Genomic DNA, 14,578 nt, shown 5'->3' on the forward strand with positions numbered 1-14,578 from the left:
AGCAACCAAACTAAACAGTAAATTGGAAACAGGTGTAGTGCTGGTAAGTTTCGCCCGGCTGCAAGATGCAACTCTGGTGGGGCCAATCGCGATTCGGGGCATCAGGTAAGAACTGAGTCTCAAGGGCAATGCCTTGATAATCCAAGCCATCACCATCTCGAGTAGGGACACCACCGAGGAAATTACCAGTGTAAACATGGACCGCAGGTTTACTGGTGAACACCGATAAGCACACTTTGCCATCAGCAGATGTCACTTGCGCAGCTGGCTTATCATCAGCTATTTCGGCATCAAGAATAAAACTGTGGTCAATACCTTTGACTCGTCGTTGCTGATCGTCACTAAGCAACTCAGCAAGGATTGTTTTCGGTTGACGAAAATCAAAACTAGTCCCTGCCACTGTTTCGATTTCGGCCTCTGGGATACCATCGACGCGGACCGGTAGATACTGTTCTGCGGCAATTTGCAAAACATGGTCAAGCATAGTGTCTCGATCGGAGTCGAGGTTAAAGTAACTGTGGTTGGTGAGATTGATCGGGCATGGTTGGTCAACTGTCGCCTGATAGCGAATGGTCAAGTCATTGTTGTCACCCAGCTCATAATGAACCTGCACAACAAGGTTGCCTGGATAGCCTTCATCGCCGTCGCGCGACTCGAATTGGTAGACTGCTGAACGACTATCATGACTCACTAGTTGCCAAGCATTGTGGCTCAGTTGACCGGCACCATGGAGATGGTTCGGCGCTTGGTTAATGGTAACTTGGTATTGCCGGTCACCAATAGCAAATTGGCCCGCCTCAATACGATTGGCGAAGCGCCCAACATTGGCGCCAAGGAACGCTGGATTATCGAGATAATCTTCACGACGGTCACAGCCAACAACGACTTCGCGCATTTCACCATCAGCCAGCGGCAACTTAATGCTAGTGATACTGGCACCGACATCAACCAACCTAACCAACATACCATTGGCGTTAGTGAGTTCTACCCAGTGATTGCTGTCGGTCATGATTGTTTATCCTTGGTTAATTTATTTTACAGTTAAAACAAATAATGACCTATTTGTTAAGCAAAGCAAATAGGCCATATCAGCAAACTTTTCTGATGTTTGCTGTAGATCATCTAGATCGTCGATGACGAGCTGCGACTCGCTACTTGAGCGACGCAAAAGGCAGCCCGCAGGCTGCCTTAGCGATCAACGAGTGATGCCTTTCATGGGGGCCTTAGAACTTACCCCGAACCCCAATGGCATAACGAGTTTTGTACTCTTGACTATCGATCAACTGATTCTTGAAGCGACCATGAGAGCGAGCGTCTTCACCTGTGATGTTGATGGCATCAAGGTACACAGTGAAGTTGTCGTTAATGTCATAACTGGCATTCATATCCCACTGACCATAGGCTTCAGTGAACACTGGCTCGTCACCCCGAGCTGGCTGATCGGTCTTTAACAAGAAGTCATCTCGCCAGTTGTAAGCAACACGCACCTGAATGCCGTCTTTCTCATAGAAGCCAACGAAGTTGGCCGAGTCGCTCAGCCCGGTGAGTGCCACCGTTTGCTCAACAGAGAACACGTCATATTCGACATCACCATCAACAAATGTTGCGTTGATAATGGTACCGAAGCCGGTTTCACCAAAGACATGCTGCAAAGCCATTTCCCAACCATCAACCGATGCATCTTCCATGTTCATTGGCGTGGTGACATCCCAGTTCATCACTGGATCGCCCGCTTGCGACTGACATTGAGGGTTTTCACCATCAGGGCAACCCGGACGAGGATTGATACTTGGATCGGTCAACGGCGTACCATCGGCACCATTGATAATCCGTTGTTCAGTATCGGTACCGATAAAGTTCTCGACCGACTTGTCAAAGTAACCAATCGATACATAGCTGGCATCGGTGTAATACCACTCCAATGACAAATCTATGTTGTCAGACGTATATGGCTCCAACCCTGGATTGCCCTGACCGGCGGTGTAAGGACCACCAGGACGATACATGGTCAAGTTTGTTGCAGGCGATAATGCTGGCAAGTCACTGCGTGTCATTGTCCGGCTGACAGCGAAACGGGCAATCAAATCGTCTGTCAGATTGACGTTAATGTCTAAGTTCGGCAGGTACTCATCGTACGATGCTTTGATTGACTCCAACGTAGCACCATTCTCGTAGTAAAGCGGCAACAGCTCGGAGATGGTCACATATTGGTATGCATAAGGTAAATTGCTTTCCGAGGAGCCAGTTACGTCAGTATCTTCATAGCGTAAACCAGCATTAACGTTGACATCATAGCCTGCGACTTCAAATTCAAAGTCGGCAGAAACATACATCGCGGTGGTTTCTTCCTCTACCCGATCGAGATCAGCAGGAAATTCTGGCGCAATCAAGCCTTGCTCTTCACCAAGTTCGAGCAAATGTTTGGGGTCAAATTCTGCCGCCGTGTTCAAACCCGGCACGCCATTGACCTTCACCCAATCGATATCAAGCTCGCTAAAATCAAGCTCAGACAAGAACGAAAACTGTAAGCGACGGCTTGAATCATATTGAAAATCGGTGTTAGACACACCAAAGTTCAATGCCACTAGCGGCCCCATGTAGAGTTCCCAACTACCGTGCAACTGAATTTGCTCAATGTCATTCTTAACTTGGTAACCACGAGCAATACCCAGATCACCCATCAAACCTTCGGTAGTAAAGCTGTCACCATTACGATCGAGAATAGTGGCAATTGGTACCCCGTTAGTCATATCTAACGTCAAGTCATCATCGAACTCTTTGCCACTTAGAATCGCCAAGTTTTCGGCAACGGTGCCATCAGGCTGAGACTCAGAAGTTGAGTCGTGGTAATCAAGCTCAAACTTCAACTCGTCAGTGGCCTGCCAAGTTAAGTTCAATCCAATAGAGTCATTTTCAGTTTCTAAGTCATTGTAGAAACCGTAGTGATTAATACGGTGATTAGCCGTGGTCGCTTTTACCACTGTGCCATTCGCATCAGTGAACCCTTCTACCTTCCAAAAGTCGTACCACCAAGCAATGTTGGTTCGCTCGATTTGCTCATCATAACGCGACAAGGTGTAATCCAAGGTCGCGACCCAGTCGTCATTTGGCGCGTACTGCAAAACAAACTGCGCATTGGTGCGCTCACGTTCGTGATCACTGGTGTTAATACTGAAATCCTGCGGCGACCAGTAATACCCTTCTGGGTTTTTGCTGCGATCGATATTGCTATCATCAATACCCGGTTGCCATTCGTTGTTGCGATCACCAATCCAACCATTAATAGCAACAAATTCCTTGCGGCTGTGGCGTTCCGAAAACGACGCATTGACTAACAGCCCGACGTTGCCCATGTCGGTTTCAAACACTTTGCTGTACAAGCCAGAAACTTCAGGCGTAATGTCATCGCCTTTCTCGTTACTGGTGTCGATATTTCCCTGTACTTTGAACATCAGGGTGTTGTCTTCTAAATCGAGCGGTCGCGAAGTTTTGATATCGATGGTGGCACCAATGCCGCCGGATGAAACATGTGCTTTACCGGTCTTAAAGACTTCGACACCACTGACACTATCGGCAGAGATCTCTTCAAAGCTGAAACTACGGCTGTTGGTGCGACCACCGGCTGAATCATTACCCAAAGCGTTAGAAGTAGGCATTTGACGACCATTAAGGGTCACCAAGTTGAATGACGGGCCAAAGCCGCGAACGGTAACCTGACTACCTTCGTTGTTGTTACGGTCAATCGAAATACCAGTAATCCGTTGCAATGATTCAGCAAGGTTAGTGTCTGGGAATTTACCGATGTCTTCTGCGGAAATGGCGTCAACAACGCCTGAAGAGGTCCGCTTAATACCAACTGCTTTATCTAATGAACCGCGAATACCGCGAACCTGAATCACTTCTGTATCTTCGTTTTGCTCCTGTGCTACTTGCTCCTGTGCGATTGCGGCGTTCATGCCACCGGCCAAGGCTGTAGCAACAGCAAGAGACAACAACTTTATAGTTAATTTCATGTTGTGTGTTTCCATTTTTTTAAGAACTCCCCCCAAGGAGTCGTGCGTGATTTGTAATATTCGAAATCTCTATCACAACCATGACTTTCGGTTAGATTAGTCCCACTGCATCCAAGCCATGATCCTCAATCACCCTGTGAGTTGATTACCTCCTGTGTCAGTCGCTGATCACCCGAGGCTAGGCCTCGGATACCAGAGTTTTTTCAATATCTTCAATACTTTTGTTCTTGGTCTCAGGTAGGAATAGCGCCACCACCAACAGTGGTATAGCGGCGAACATGCCATACATTAGAAATGTTCCCGCGGCACCAATGGTGTTGAGCTGCCAAGGAAATAAGTGCTGCACCAAATAACTGGAAATACTGGTGGTCAGGGCAAAAAACGGAATCGCCACACTGCGAATGGCATTGGGTGAGATCTCCGAAATCAATACCCACATGATTGGCCCAATGGAAAAGTGAAATGCGCCGATAAAGGCGAAAATACCGAATAGAATTACCGTGGCATTCATGGTCACAGAGGACTCAATGACGTAGCCTTCGATGAGTTTGGCATCCTTATGCTCATAGGTTTCTGCCAACAAGGTTTTGAGAGCGATATCGGAATCGAAGGTTTTACCAATATGCGGTTCGAGCTTACTGGCATCCATTGAGACAGGTACATTGTCGAGAGTACGCTGAGAGATCTCGTAACTCGCACTACTGAAGCCATACCAGCACAACAAGTGCGACGCCAGAATGGCGGCGAGTCCCATGATTAATAAAGGTCGGCGCCCCAGTTTATCGACCAGAAAAATTGCCGCCAAGGTGAAGATAAAGCCGCAAACACCAATGTATGTGGTTTGCTCAAAAGCACCATGTACGCCAGAACCCAATTGCTCAAATACCACCGGCGCATAAAACAGAATGGCATTCATACCAGTGAAACCTTGAGCCGTGGCAATGGCGATACCAAGCAACAGTACTTTGCGATACTTAGGCGCAAACGTCAGTTTCAGCGGCTTGTCTTCAGCCAGTTCATTCTTGTGACTTGCTAGATTGGCCTCCATGTCTTCCAGAGCCGCCGCCGCTGAGGCAGGGTCGTTAACGCTGAAAATCACCTGCTTCGCTTGTTCTCGCTGGCCATGCATTAACAGCCAACGCGGGGATTCAGCAATGGTAAACAACAAACCGGCCCAGATGAGTACTGGCAAAATCTCAGTGGCAAACATCACTCGCCAAATCGCCAAGCCCCATATTTCGGTTTCGCCCGGGGCCACCGACTGCACTAAACCGTAACTAATGAAATAGGCACCGGATAAACCGATGACCATCATTAATTGATTAAAGGACACTAGTTTGCCGCGGAGTTGTGGCGGCGAGACCTCGCCGATGTACATGGAGGTAACTGAAATCGAAATGAACGCGAGACCACCAATAAACCGAGCAAGCAGTAGTACGGTAAAGTTGTTGGCAAAAGCCGAACCAAGGGCCGAGATCAAGTACACCACGGCGATAATGATCAGGGTCTTTTTTCGGCCAAACAAGTCGGCCATTTTTCCGGCCAGAAACAGACCAAAAATTGCGCCCAAGCTCGGTGCGCTGACCACAGTACCTAACTCCATATCAGAGAGGCCGAACTCAGCAGTAATGTAGCGGATAGTTCCAGAAATGATTGCAGCATCAAGGCCAAAGACAAAACCGCCGAGGGTAACGATCAAGGCATACTGGCAAGCCGTTAATGTTTGTTTAGTCATTCGTATAACTTCAATGTTTCAACTGGCGACATAGTTACACAAAAGGACAACCAATTTTTTAGAATTGATCACATTAGTCAACCAAAATGACAAAATAGGTAGATCAATAACGCAACACAAAACCTCCCCATATACCCACTAACAGCATGCAAATATTAATATTTTGCGTCAGATCATTAAATCATCAACCAAAAATGAAAAATAGATAATAATGACAACAATCATTATTGGTAAACCAATGTGTGATGAATAAATGGTAAAACAAAAAAAAGCCCCAATGCTGATTAACAGCACGGGGCAAAACCACACAAAGTACAAATATAACGCTAGGTAAGGCTAACCTTGGTCGGCGTTATGCGACCTGATACTTGGCTATTTTGTGCCAGTCAAATTCCACTCCAGTACCGGGAGTGTTGGGGGCAACAGCCAAGTGTTCTTCAACCACCAACGGACGCTTGGTGTATTGATCGATCGGGAAACTATGAACTTCTAACCAGCCTGAATTAGGCTGACTGCTGACCAAGCTGACATGTAATTCTTGCATGCCATGACTACATGCAGGAATGCCATACTTATTGGCGAGCTGTGCGGCCCGCAACCAGCCGGTAACACCACCGCAATTTGATGCATCGGGCTGCACAAATGACAATGAAGCTTGTTCAAAGGCATAACCAAACTCATGGATGGTATGCAGATTTTCCCCCATAGCGAGCGGAATTGATGTGTTGCTGGCGATCTCAGCAAATCCCTGATAATCATCAGGAATGGTCGGCTCTTCGAACCAGGTTATGTCGTGTTGTTCGACAGATTTAGACAGGGTGATGGCCTGCTCGACAGTCAACGAGTAATTGGCATCAATCATAAAGGTAACGTCAGGGCCAATCAGTTCGCGCACGGCGGCAATTCGATCGATATCCTCTTGCATGTTAGCTCGACCGATTTTGATCTTTACCGCATTGTGGCCTCGCTCCAAATAACCTTCAATTGAGCGCAATAGTTTGTCGAGCGGGAAATGCAAATCAATACCGCCACAATAGGCTTTGCAGCGGTCACTGTGACCACCAGCCATTTTCCACAAAGGTTCACCTAAACGCTTACCTTTGAGATCCCAAAGCGCTATATCCACAGCAGAAATGGCGAATGAAGAAATCCCGCCACGACCAACATAGTGAATGTGCCATTCCATATGATCATAGATGGCATCAATGTTTTCGGCATCAGCGCCAATCAACGACGGAGCCAAATCGTAGTCAAGCATCGCCTTGATTGAATAGCCTCCCTTACCACCGGTATAGGTATATCCAGTGCCCTGAGAGCCATCTTCTAAAGTGATGGTACAAGTGATCAATTCAAAATGGTCATGATCACCATGCTTGGCGTCGGACAAAATTTCAGCCAATGGGATTTTGTACAGACGATTCTCAATCGACTTAATCGGACTCATAACAACTACTACTCCGAAACTAGTCTTTTAGCTGCGCCACAACAGCGGCAACTAACTCACCAATTTTGTCCCACTCGCCGGAGTTAACCAGCGTCTTGTCAACCATCCACGAGCCGCCACAAGCCAATACTCGAGGGATCGCCAGATATTCTTCAATGTTCCCGGCACCAATACCGCCAGTCGGCATTACTTGTAATTGCGGATAAGGCGCTAACAGAGCTTTCAGCATCTTGATGCCGCCAGATGGCTCCGCCGGGAAGAACTTAACGGTATCAAGACCAAGTTCAATGGCCGCTTCGATGGTTGATGGATTGTTCACACCAGGGACGATTGGAATGCCGTGTTTCTGACAAGCTTTCACTGTGTTGGGATTTAACCCAGGCGACACAATAAAAGTTGCTCCGGCATTTTTCGCAGCAATAACTTGTGCCTCATTCAGCACGGTACCAGCGCCAATCAACATGTTTGGTTGAGCTTGACGAAGCAGCCGGATGGCCTCCTCAGCAGCATCCGAGCGAAAGGTGATTTCAGCTACCGGTAAACCATTGTTAGCTAACTGCTCGCCTAACGGCAAAATATCTTCGGCTTTGTCGACCGCAATAACCGGCACGACTTTCAAGGCGCGCAGTTGCTCATTAAGATTTTCCATAGGTATTTCCGTTATATAAGTGAATTCGAATTCTACGCCTTGGCTTCATTTAGTCGGGCTTCGACTTGAGCCAACGTTGGTAATGGTGCCACTGCGCCATAACCGGTAATGGTGATCGACGCCGTTGCATTAGCGTAGGCCAACGCCTCTTCTAGATTCGCGCCGCGGACATAGTGAGTGCAGAAGGAGCCTGCAAATGAGTCGCCCGCAGCAGTAGCATCTACCGGCGTTACTTTGTGTGGCAATATCGAGAAACGCTCAGATTCAGTCGCCACCGTTGCACCTTCACCACCTTTCTTCAACACCACAATACGGGCGCCCAACTTCAGGTAGTAATCAATGATCTCGTCAGGGTGATTCAGCCCTGTTAGCAATTGCGCTTCATCAAGACTCGGGAAACAAATGTCGACATGGCGAATAGTTTCACTAATCACCCCTCGGGCTCGTTGCAACGACCACAATTTCAGACGAAGGTTAGTGTCATAAGACACTAGTGTATTGTTGGCTCGCGCTACCTCCAGTGCTTCAAACACGGCGTCACAGCTATTGGCGCTGATAGCTTGGGTGATGGCTGTGACATGGAGCAACTTGGCTGCTTTGATTGCATCAATGGGCAGCTGATGAGGTTGAATCAAACTTGCTGCGGAACCTTTGCGCAAAAAGGAAAAGTGATGCCCTTGCTCGTCATGAGTAATGAAATACACGCCTGTGTGAGCAGTCTGACTACTGACCACTAAATCAGAATGAACTGATTCACGTTGCCACAACTTCAAAAACTCACTACCAAAGGCATCAGCACCTAAGTGAGTAAAAATTCCCACGTTGGCGCCTTGACGAGCTGCTGCGATAGCGAAGTTTGATACATCGCCGCCAAAACCACTCAGGAAATCTGCATCGGCAGAATCACGTTCCTTAATTTGGCTGAACTCAAACATTGGTTCACCAAAAGTCAAAATTTCACTAGACATGCTCAACTCACAGTTTTGCGGGCTCGCCTTTTAAAAAGACAGAGTCAAAAGGTTACTAAAACGACGTCATCTTAGTGCCAGCTCGCAACTTTGGTCAACCAAAACCACAAATAATGTGATGACGTTAAAAAATAAAGAACATTTAATTGTCAACAAAATTAGTTATAAAATCAATAAAAACATAATGTTATGCATTATTTTATTAAATTAACACGTGAAATCACGCCAAATACTGATTAGCCACGCACATAAAATTGGTTTACCATTCTCTCATTCCTGATGCGTGAAGGCTCTCAAACATATAGAGAAGCAGTCTCGAGTAATTGGTTGATAAGTTGGTGACACAGATGACAACGACAACAGAAGTAAATTTGGAATCGCTAGGATTCAACGAGAAAACGAGCTTTGACCGTTCAAAGCTAGAAACAAACATTGTTCACATTGGCTTTGGTGCATTTCATCGCGGCCATCAAGCTGTCTATAACGATCTCACCAACGATCAATCAGACAAACTTTGGGGCATCTGCGAAATCAATATGTTCGGCGGTCCAGAGCTGATTGCCGACTTGCAGGCCCAACAACACTTGTTCAGTGTCGTCGAGCGTTCGGCCGATAGCATGGTGTCACGCCTAATCCGTTCGGTGACAGAGTCCATCCATACGCCAGTTGATGGCATTCAAGCCGCAATTGATAAGTTGGCCGAGCCACAAGTCAAAATTGTATCGCTGACCATTACTGAAAAAGGTTATTGCAGTGATCCACAGTCGGGCCAGCTCGACATCAACAACGGCCTGATTCAACACGATTTAAACAACCCTCAAACGCCACAATCAGCGCTCGGCTTGATCACTGAAGCGTTGCGAGTTCGTCGCGATAAAGGGCTAGCACCTTTTAGTGTTTTGTCTTGCGACAACATCCCAGAAAACGGCTTACTGACCAAAGAAGCGGTGTTGAGTTTTGCTAAGCAGTTGGATTCGGCCCTGGCGGCATGGATTGAGCAGAACGTGACGTTCCCAAGCACCATGGTTGACCGCATTGTTCCGGCCATGACCGACGACGCATTTGCCGTGATTGATGAGTGCATTGGCTATCGCGACCCTTGCGGCATCGTTTGTGAAGATTATCGTCAGTGGGTCATCGAAGACAACTTCGTCGCTGGGCGTCCAGATTGGGACAAAGCCGGCGCCATGTTCGTCGCCGATGTGCTGCCATATGAAGAAATGAAACTTCGTATGCTCAACGGTAGCCACTCATTTCTCGCCTACAACGGTTTTTTGGCGGGCTATGACTTCATTTATCAGTGTATGGAAGATAGCGACTTCCGCGCGACAACCTTACGCTTGATGCTCGAAGAGCAAGCCAAATCGCTCAATCCTAGCTTGAAAGTCGATCTGGAGCAGTATGCCTCGTTATTGATCGGCCGTTTCAGCAATCCCAACATCAAGCACAAAACAGCGCAAATCGCGATGGATGGCACTCAAAAGCTACCTCAGCGCGCCATCGACCCAATGCTAACGCTGCTCGAGCGAGGCATTACGCCAACGTGCCAACCTTTGCTGATAGCAGGTTGGGCGACATTCGTCATCAACGCCGTTAGCAACGGTGACGACTTGGTGGATCCAATGGCTGAGCAACTCAAGCAGGCCGTCAATAGTGCCACCACCGCCGAAGAGCAACTTGAAGCACTGTTGGCATTAGAGCAGATTTTTGGTCAACACCCACAAAGCAATGAAACCTTCGCTGCCCTTATCAAAGCAGCATTCGTGAACTTACAAGAAACAGGTATCAAGGGCTTGGTCCACTCGGTATCTAAAGGAAACAAATAGTTATGAAAACTCTAATTTGCAATGAGCCATTCGCCATCGAATATGTAGAACGCGACATGCCAGCGGTCGCTGCCAATGAAGTACTGCTGAAAGTAAAAGCCGTGGGGATCTGTGGTACCGATATCCATGCTTATGCTGGTCGTCAGCCTTTTTTCAGCTACCCACGCGTGCTGGGTCATGAAATCTGCGGCGAAGTCGTTGAGCTTGGCGCCGACTGTAAAGAAGCTCAGGTCGGCGATCGCTGCTCAGTGATCCCATGCATCCCTTGTGGTGAATGCCCTGCCTGTGAAGATGGTAAAACCAACTGCTGCGAAAATGTTTCTTTGTACGGTGTTCATCAAGATGGTGGCTTTACTGAGTTCCTCAGTGTGCTTGAAGACAACTTGATCAAATTACCTGCAACCATCACACCTAGCCAAGGTGCCCTGATTGAGTGTTTTGGTATCAGCGCCCACGCCGTTCGCCGCGCCGAAGTCAAAGCTGGTGAGCGCGTTCTACAAATCGGAGCGGGCCCAATCGGTATTGCAGCCGCAGCGATTGCCAAAGCAAATGGCGCTCAAGTTGTCGTTGCTGACGTTAGCCAAGCTCGTCGCCAACACATCGAGAACGTGCTTGGTGTACCTGCGCTTGACCCGCTCGCAGACGATTACGAAAGCCAGCTGAAAGAGGCATTTGGTGGTCGTTTGGCTTGTACCGTTATGGATGCAACCGGCAACAAACAATCGATGAGCCGCAGTATCGAACTGATCCGCCATGGCGGCAAAGTGGTTTTCATCGGCTTGTACATCGGCGATTTGGTATTAGACGACCCAACCTTCCATAAAAAAGAGACCACCTTGCTGAGTAGCCGAAATGCGACTCGTGAAGACTTCCAACGTGTGATCGAACTGATGGAGCAAGGCTTGATTTCTGAAGACATCATGAAGAACCAAGACTATGACTTCGCCACCTTTGGCAACAACTACAAAGAAGACGTAGTTGAAAACAAGTCGCTCATCAAAGGCGTGATCAATTTCTCTTAAGGTCGAAGTAGCAATGACAACTCAATATGTAATGGAAGCCGAGCTAAAAGCGCTCGCAGTAAAGAAACTAGAAGCCGCTGGCCTACCAGCAAAAACTGCCGATGAAGTTGCCGATGTATTGGTTCATGCCGATTCGACTGGTGTGCATTCTCACGGTGTGATGCGCGTTGAACACTACTGCACTCGTCTGCAGCAAGGCGGCCTGAATCCGAATGCAGAGTTCAGCATCGATCAAGTATCTCCGTCAGTTGCTGTGCTCGACTCCGACGATGGCATGGGCCATTCAGCGCTGATCGCCGCAACCAATCACGCCATCGAGTTGGCAGCAGAAACCGGTGTTGGTTTTGTCAGCATCAAGAACACGTCACATTGCGGTGCGCTATCTTACTTTATTCAGCAAGCCACTGACGCTGGCAAGATTGCTATCTCAATGACCCAAACCGACACTTGCGTTGCTCCTTACGGTGGTGCAGCTCGCTTCTTGGGCACTAACCCTATTGCCTTCGGTTTCCCTGTTGCTGACGGCGATCCGATGATCGTCGATATGGCGACCAGTGCAACCGCTTTTGGTAAGTTGCTGCATGCTAAAGAAACCGGTAAATCAATCGGTCCAGGCTTAGCCATTGATGTCGATGGCAACGAAACGACCGATCCACATCAAGTGGAAAATCTGTTGCCATTCGGTGGCCACAAAGGTTCCGGCATTGCATTGTCGATCGACGCTTTGACCGGCATTCTGATGGGAGCGAACTTCGGCAATCACATCGTCCGGATGTATGGTGACTACGACAAGTTCCGCAAGTTAGCCAGCTTAGTGATCGTGATCGATCCGGACAAATTGGGCAACCCACTGTTTGCGACCATGATGAAAGCCATGGTGACTGAATTACGCGATGTACCACCAGCTCCGGGTATCGATAAAGTTCGAGCGCCAAACGACTTGCAAGTGGAATACAAAGCCAAGTGCGCCAAAGAAGGTATTCCTGTGCCACAAGGGGTCTACGACTACTTAGTTAGTTAGTTAATAAAGCCGATGATTTTGACAACAGCCGCTTCTTACCAAGCGGCTTTTTTGTTCTAACTAGGTATTGATGAAAAATGTGCGCTGTTGATTCAATGACGATTTCAACGCATGCTTCAACTCCATCAGTAGACTCAATCATTTCACCCTTGCAACCCGCAGGTTTTGAGTATTTGGAGTAACAACAGCAATGGGGTTTATTAAAAGGATTAATAACGGCTTGTGTCGACGGGTTTTATGGCGCCTGCCGCCGGCATTAACACAGCCCTTGTTTCCTCGCTATGAACGGTTGCTTGTGCAGCGAGCTATGTCGATCAATGGTGGCATCATTGTCGATATTGGGGCTGGATACTTGTTACCCGACTCATTGAAGCATGTCAGTGCTGGACAAAACACCATCATCGGTATCGACATACTCAAGTCGTCGCTGCGAAAGAACCACAGCTTAGATGCAGCAATAGTCGCCGATGCTTGCCAATGTTGGCCATTAGCAGACAACTCCGTTGATCTCATAATCAGTCGCTCAGTCATGGAGCACCTGCCGAACAACGAGGTGTTCGCCGAACAAATGTATCGAGTTCTAAAACCAGGTGGCGTTTGTATTCATGTGTTGCCAGGTAAAAATGCGCCATTCTCTCTATTGAACCGAGTGCTACCCAATTCATGGACACAAAACTTAGTGAACTGGGCATTTCCGGAACGGCGCGGCGAACTGGGATTTGTCGACTACTACCACCACTGCTCTTATCCAGCATTAACAAACTTGTTTGAGCGTTATGGCTTTAAAATTAACGATATCCATTTTCGATATTATCAGTCGGCTTATTACGTCAGCTTTTTTCCAGTGTTCTTGCTGTCGTCAATTTATGATTGGGTCGTATGGAAACTTGGACTGAGAAGGTTGGCGTCGCAATTTCTTATCGTCGCTGAAAAGCCAAATCTCCCAGAGTAATGATGTAGCTTGCCAAACAAGCGACGCCGAAAAGCAAAAAAGCGGCAATCTGCCGCTTTTATCCTCAACAAAGGCGCTTAGCCCTTAGCATCTAGCTCATAATCTTGAGCAAAGAAATAGTCGTCAAAGTCGGTGTCTCCATCAACGTGGTCGGCATTGGCGATTTTGAGCAATTCTTGCTTACTGTTTTCAATGTGATTCCAAACGGCCTCTCTTGCTTCTTCCGCCGAGCGTTTTTGCAGCGCCAGCAAGATCCGTTTGTGATCGGCAATCCACATTGCTTGCAAACGCTCTTCATGAAGAAACTGATGATTGAGCTCTTTCCATAGCGGATTTTGGGTTCGCACCGAACTCCACATTTCTGCAGCTTGATTAATCAGTACCCGATTCTGGGTTGATTCTGCAATCAATGAGTGGAATTGCTGATCCAGCTCTTCAAACTTGGCGCTATCACCGTTCACTTCGCGCTCTTGAGCCTGAAGCACCTTTTTAAGCTCGCGAAGCTCGTTAAATTTGATTTGGCTGGCTGCGAAAGCAGCAATACTACTTTCAATAATTTGTCGAGCTTGCAGCAACTCAAACGGGCCAATGTCACTTTTAGGCAATATCGAGCGGTGGTTTGCCAGCTCTGGCGAATTAATGAAATAAATCCCTGCGCCCTGACGAACATTCACCAAGCCCTTAAGTTCAAGCATAATAATGGCTTCGCGAATAGTCGCCCGACTGGTTTCAAAACGCTCGCTCAGCTCACGCTCAGACGGCAGCCGCTCGCCAGCTTTGAATACGCCCGAAAAGAGCATTTCTTCTATCTGCAGACCAATGTCGTAATAACGCCGTTTAGCATCTGGGCTATTCATTTGTTGTCGTACCTTCGTCTCTATATCAATGTGCAATTGGCAATTTGGTCAATCAATTTACCAAATTACCCGGCAACTCTGGTCCCGATAC

Annotated in this window: 11 protein-coding genes; 4 read left to right on the plus strand and 7 right to left on the minus strand. The window is 47.7% G+C overall.

Features of this window, described 5'->3' with window-relative positions; genetic code table 11:
* Positions 1-10 precede the first annotated feature (10 nt).
* The 6 genes from CBE68_RS14615 to CBE68_RS14640 all read right to left on the minus strand — a co-directional run bounded on the left by CBE68_RS14615 (position 11) and on the right by CBE68_RS14640 (position 8,809).
* The gene (locus CBE68_RS14615; protein WP_087506842.1) at positions 11-1,009 is read right to left on the minus strand and encodes a galactose-1-epimerase; all 999 of its coding nucleotides are present in this window, start codon (positions 1,007-1,009) and stop codon (positions 11-13) included.
* A 214-nt stretch (positions 1,010-1,223) separates the two neighbouring features.
* Positions 1,224-4,013, minus strand: coding sequence for a TonB-dependent receptor (locus tag CBE68_RS14620; RefSeq protein WP_229744772.1), 2,790 nt, complete (start codon positions 4,011-4,013; stop codon positions 1,224-1,226).
* Between the two features lie 178 nt (positions 4,014-4,191).
* Positions 4,192-5,748, minus strand: coding sequence for an MFS transporter (locus tag CBE68_RS14625; RefSeq protein WP_087506844.1), 1,557 nt, complete (start codon positions 5,746-5,748; stop codon positions 4,192-4,194).
* Between the two features lie 352 nt (positions 5,749-6,100).
* Entirely contained in the window at positions 6,101-7,192 is a 1,092-nt protein-coding gene (locus tag CBE68_RS14630) for a mandelate racemase/muconate lactonizing enzyme family protein (RefSeq protein WP_087506845.1), read from the minus strand.
* Positions 7,193-7,211: 19 nt separating this feature from the next.
* Positions 7,212-7,841, minus strand: coding sequence for a bifunctional 4-hydroxy-2-oxoglutarate aldolase/2-dehydro-3-deoxy-phosphogluconate aldolase (locus CBE68_RS14635; protein ID WP_087506846.1), 630 nt, complete (start codon positions 7,839-7,841; stop codon positions 7,212-7,214).
* A 32-nt stretch (positions 7,842-7,873) separates the two neighbouring features.
* On the minus strand, positions 7,874-8,809 hold the full coding sequence (locus CBE68_RS14640; protein ID WP_087506847.1) for a sugar kinase: 936 nt from the start codon (positions 8,807-8,809) through the stop codon (positions 7,874-7,876).
* 347 nt (positions 8,810-9,156) lie between these two features.
* Between CBE68_RS14640 and CBE68_RS14645 the strand changes: the two genes are divergently transcribed.
* The 4 genes from CBE68_RS14645 to CBE68_RS14660 all read left to right on the plus strand — a co-directional run bounded on the left by CBE68_RS14645 (position 9,157) and on the right by CBE68_RS14660 (position 13,630).
* The gene (locus tag CBE68_RS14645; protein WP_087506848.1) at positions 9,157-10,635 is read left to right on the plus strand and encodes a mannitol dehydrogenase family protein; all 1,479 of its coding nucleotides are present in this window, start codon (positions 9,157-9,159) and stop codon (positions 10,633-10,635) included.
* Between the two features lie 2 nt (positions 10,636-10,637).
* A complete protein-coding gene (locus CBE68_RS14650) occupies positions 10,638-11,657 on the plus strand; it encodes a zinc-binding alcohol dehydrogenase family protein (protein ID WP_087506849.1) in 1,020 nt (339 codons plus the stop codon).
* Between the two features lie 13 nt (positions 11,658-11,670).
* Entirely contained in the window at positions 11,671-12,678 is a 1,008-nt protein-coding gene (locus CBE68_RS14655) for an Ldh family oxidoreductase (protein WP_087506850.1), read from the plus strand.
* Between the two features lie 190 nt (positions 12,679-12,868).
* Positions 12,869-13,630: a class I SAM-dependent methyltransferase gene (locus tag CBE68_RS14660; RefSeq protein WP_087506851.1), complete on the plus strand. Its 762-nt coding sequence runs from the start codon at positions 12,869-12,871 to the stop codon at positions 13,628-13,630.
* 77 nt (positions 13,631-13,707) lie between these two features.
* Here CBE68_RS14660 and CBE68_RS14665 read toward each other — a convergent pair whose 3' ends face one another.
* Entirely contained in the window at positions 13,708-14,487 is a 780-nt protein-coding gene (locus CBE68_RS14665; RefSeq protein ID WP_087506852.1) for an FCD domain-containing protein, read from the minus strand.
* Between the last annotated feature and the right edge of the window lie 91 nt (positions 14,488-14,578).

It is taken from the genome of Neiella marina, from assembly GCF_002165625.1.
Taxonomy (GTDB): domain Bacteria; phylum Pseudomonadota; class Gammaproteobacteria; order Enterobacterales; family Neiellaceae; genus Neiella; species Neiella marina.

Excerpts from the sequence above, each read along its gene's own strand:
- CBE68_RS14650 (WP_087506849.1), top strand. The coding sequence starts at position 10,638 with ATGAAAACTCTAATTTGCAATGAGCCATTCGCCATCGAATATGTAGAA.
- CBE68_RS14620 (WP_229744772.1), bottom strand. The coding sequence starts at position 4,013 with ATGAAATTAACTATAAAGTTGTTGTCTCTTGCTGTTGCTACAGCCTTG.
- CBE68_RS14615 (WP_087506842.1), bottom strand. The coding sequence starts at position 1,009 with ATGACCGACAGCAATCACTGGGTAGAACTCACTAACGCCAATGGTATG.
- CBE68_RS14665 (WP_087506852.1), bottom strand. The coding sequence starts at position 14,487 with ATGAATAGCCCAGATGCTAAACGGCGTTATTACGACATTGGTCTGCAG.
- CBE68_RS14645 (WP_087506848.1), top strand. The coding sequence starts at position 9,157 with ATGACAACGACAACAGAAGTAAATTTGGAATCGCTAGGATTCAACGAG.
- CBE68_RS14635 (WP_087506846.1), bottom strand. The coding sequence starts at position 7,841 with ATGGAAAATCTTAATGAGCAACTGCGCGCCTTGAAAGTCGTGCCGGTT.
- CBE68_RS14625 (WP_087506844.1), bottom strand. The coding sequence starts at position 5,748 with ATGACTAAACAAACATTAACGGCTTGCCAGTATGCCTTGATCGTTACC.
- CBE68_RS14655 (WP_087506850.1), top strand. The coding sequence starts at position 11,671 with ATGACAACTCAATATGTAATGGAAGCCGAGCTAAAAGCGCTCGCAGTA.
- CBE68_RS14640 (WP_087506847.1), bottom strand. The coding sequence starts at position 8,809 with ATGTCTAGTGAAATTTTGACTTTTGGTGAACCAATGTTTGAGTTCAGC.
- CBE68_RS14630 (WP_087506845.1), bottom strand. The coding sequence starts at position 7,192 with ATGAGTCCGATTAAGTCGATTGAGAATCGTCTGTACAAAATCCCATTG.
- CBE68_RS14660 (WP_087506851.1), top strand. The coding sequence starts at position 12,869 with ATGGGGTTTATTAAAAGGATTAATAACGGCTTGTGTCGACGGGTTTTA.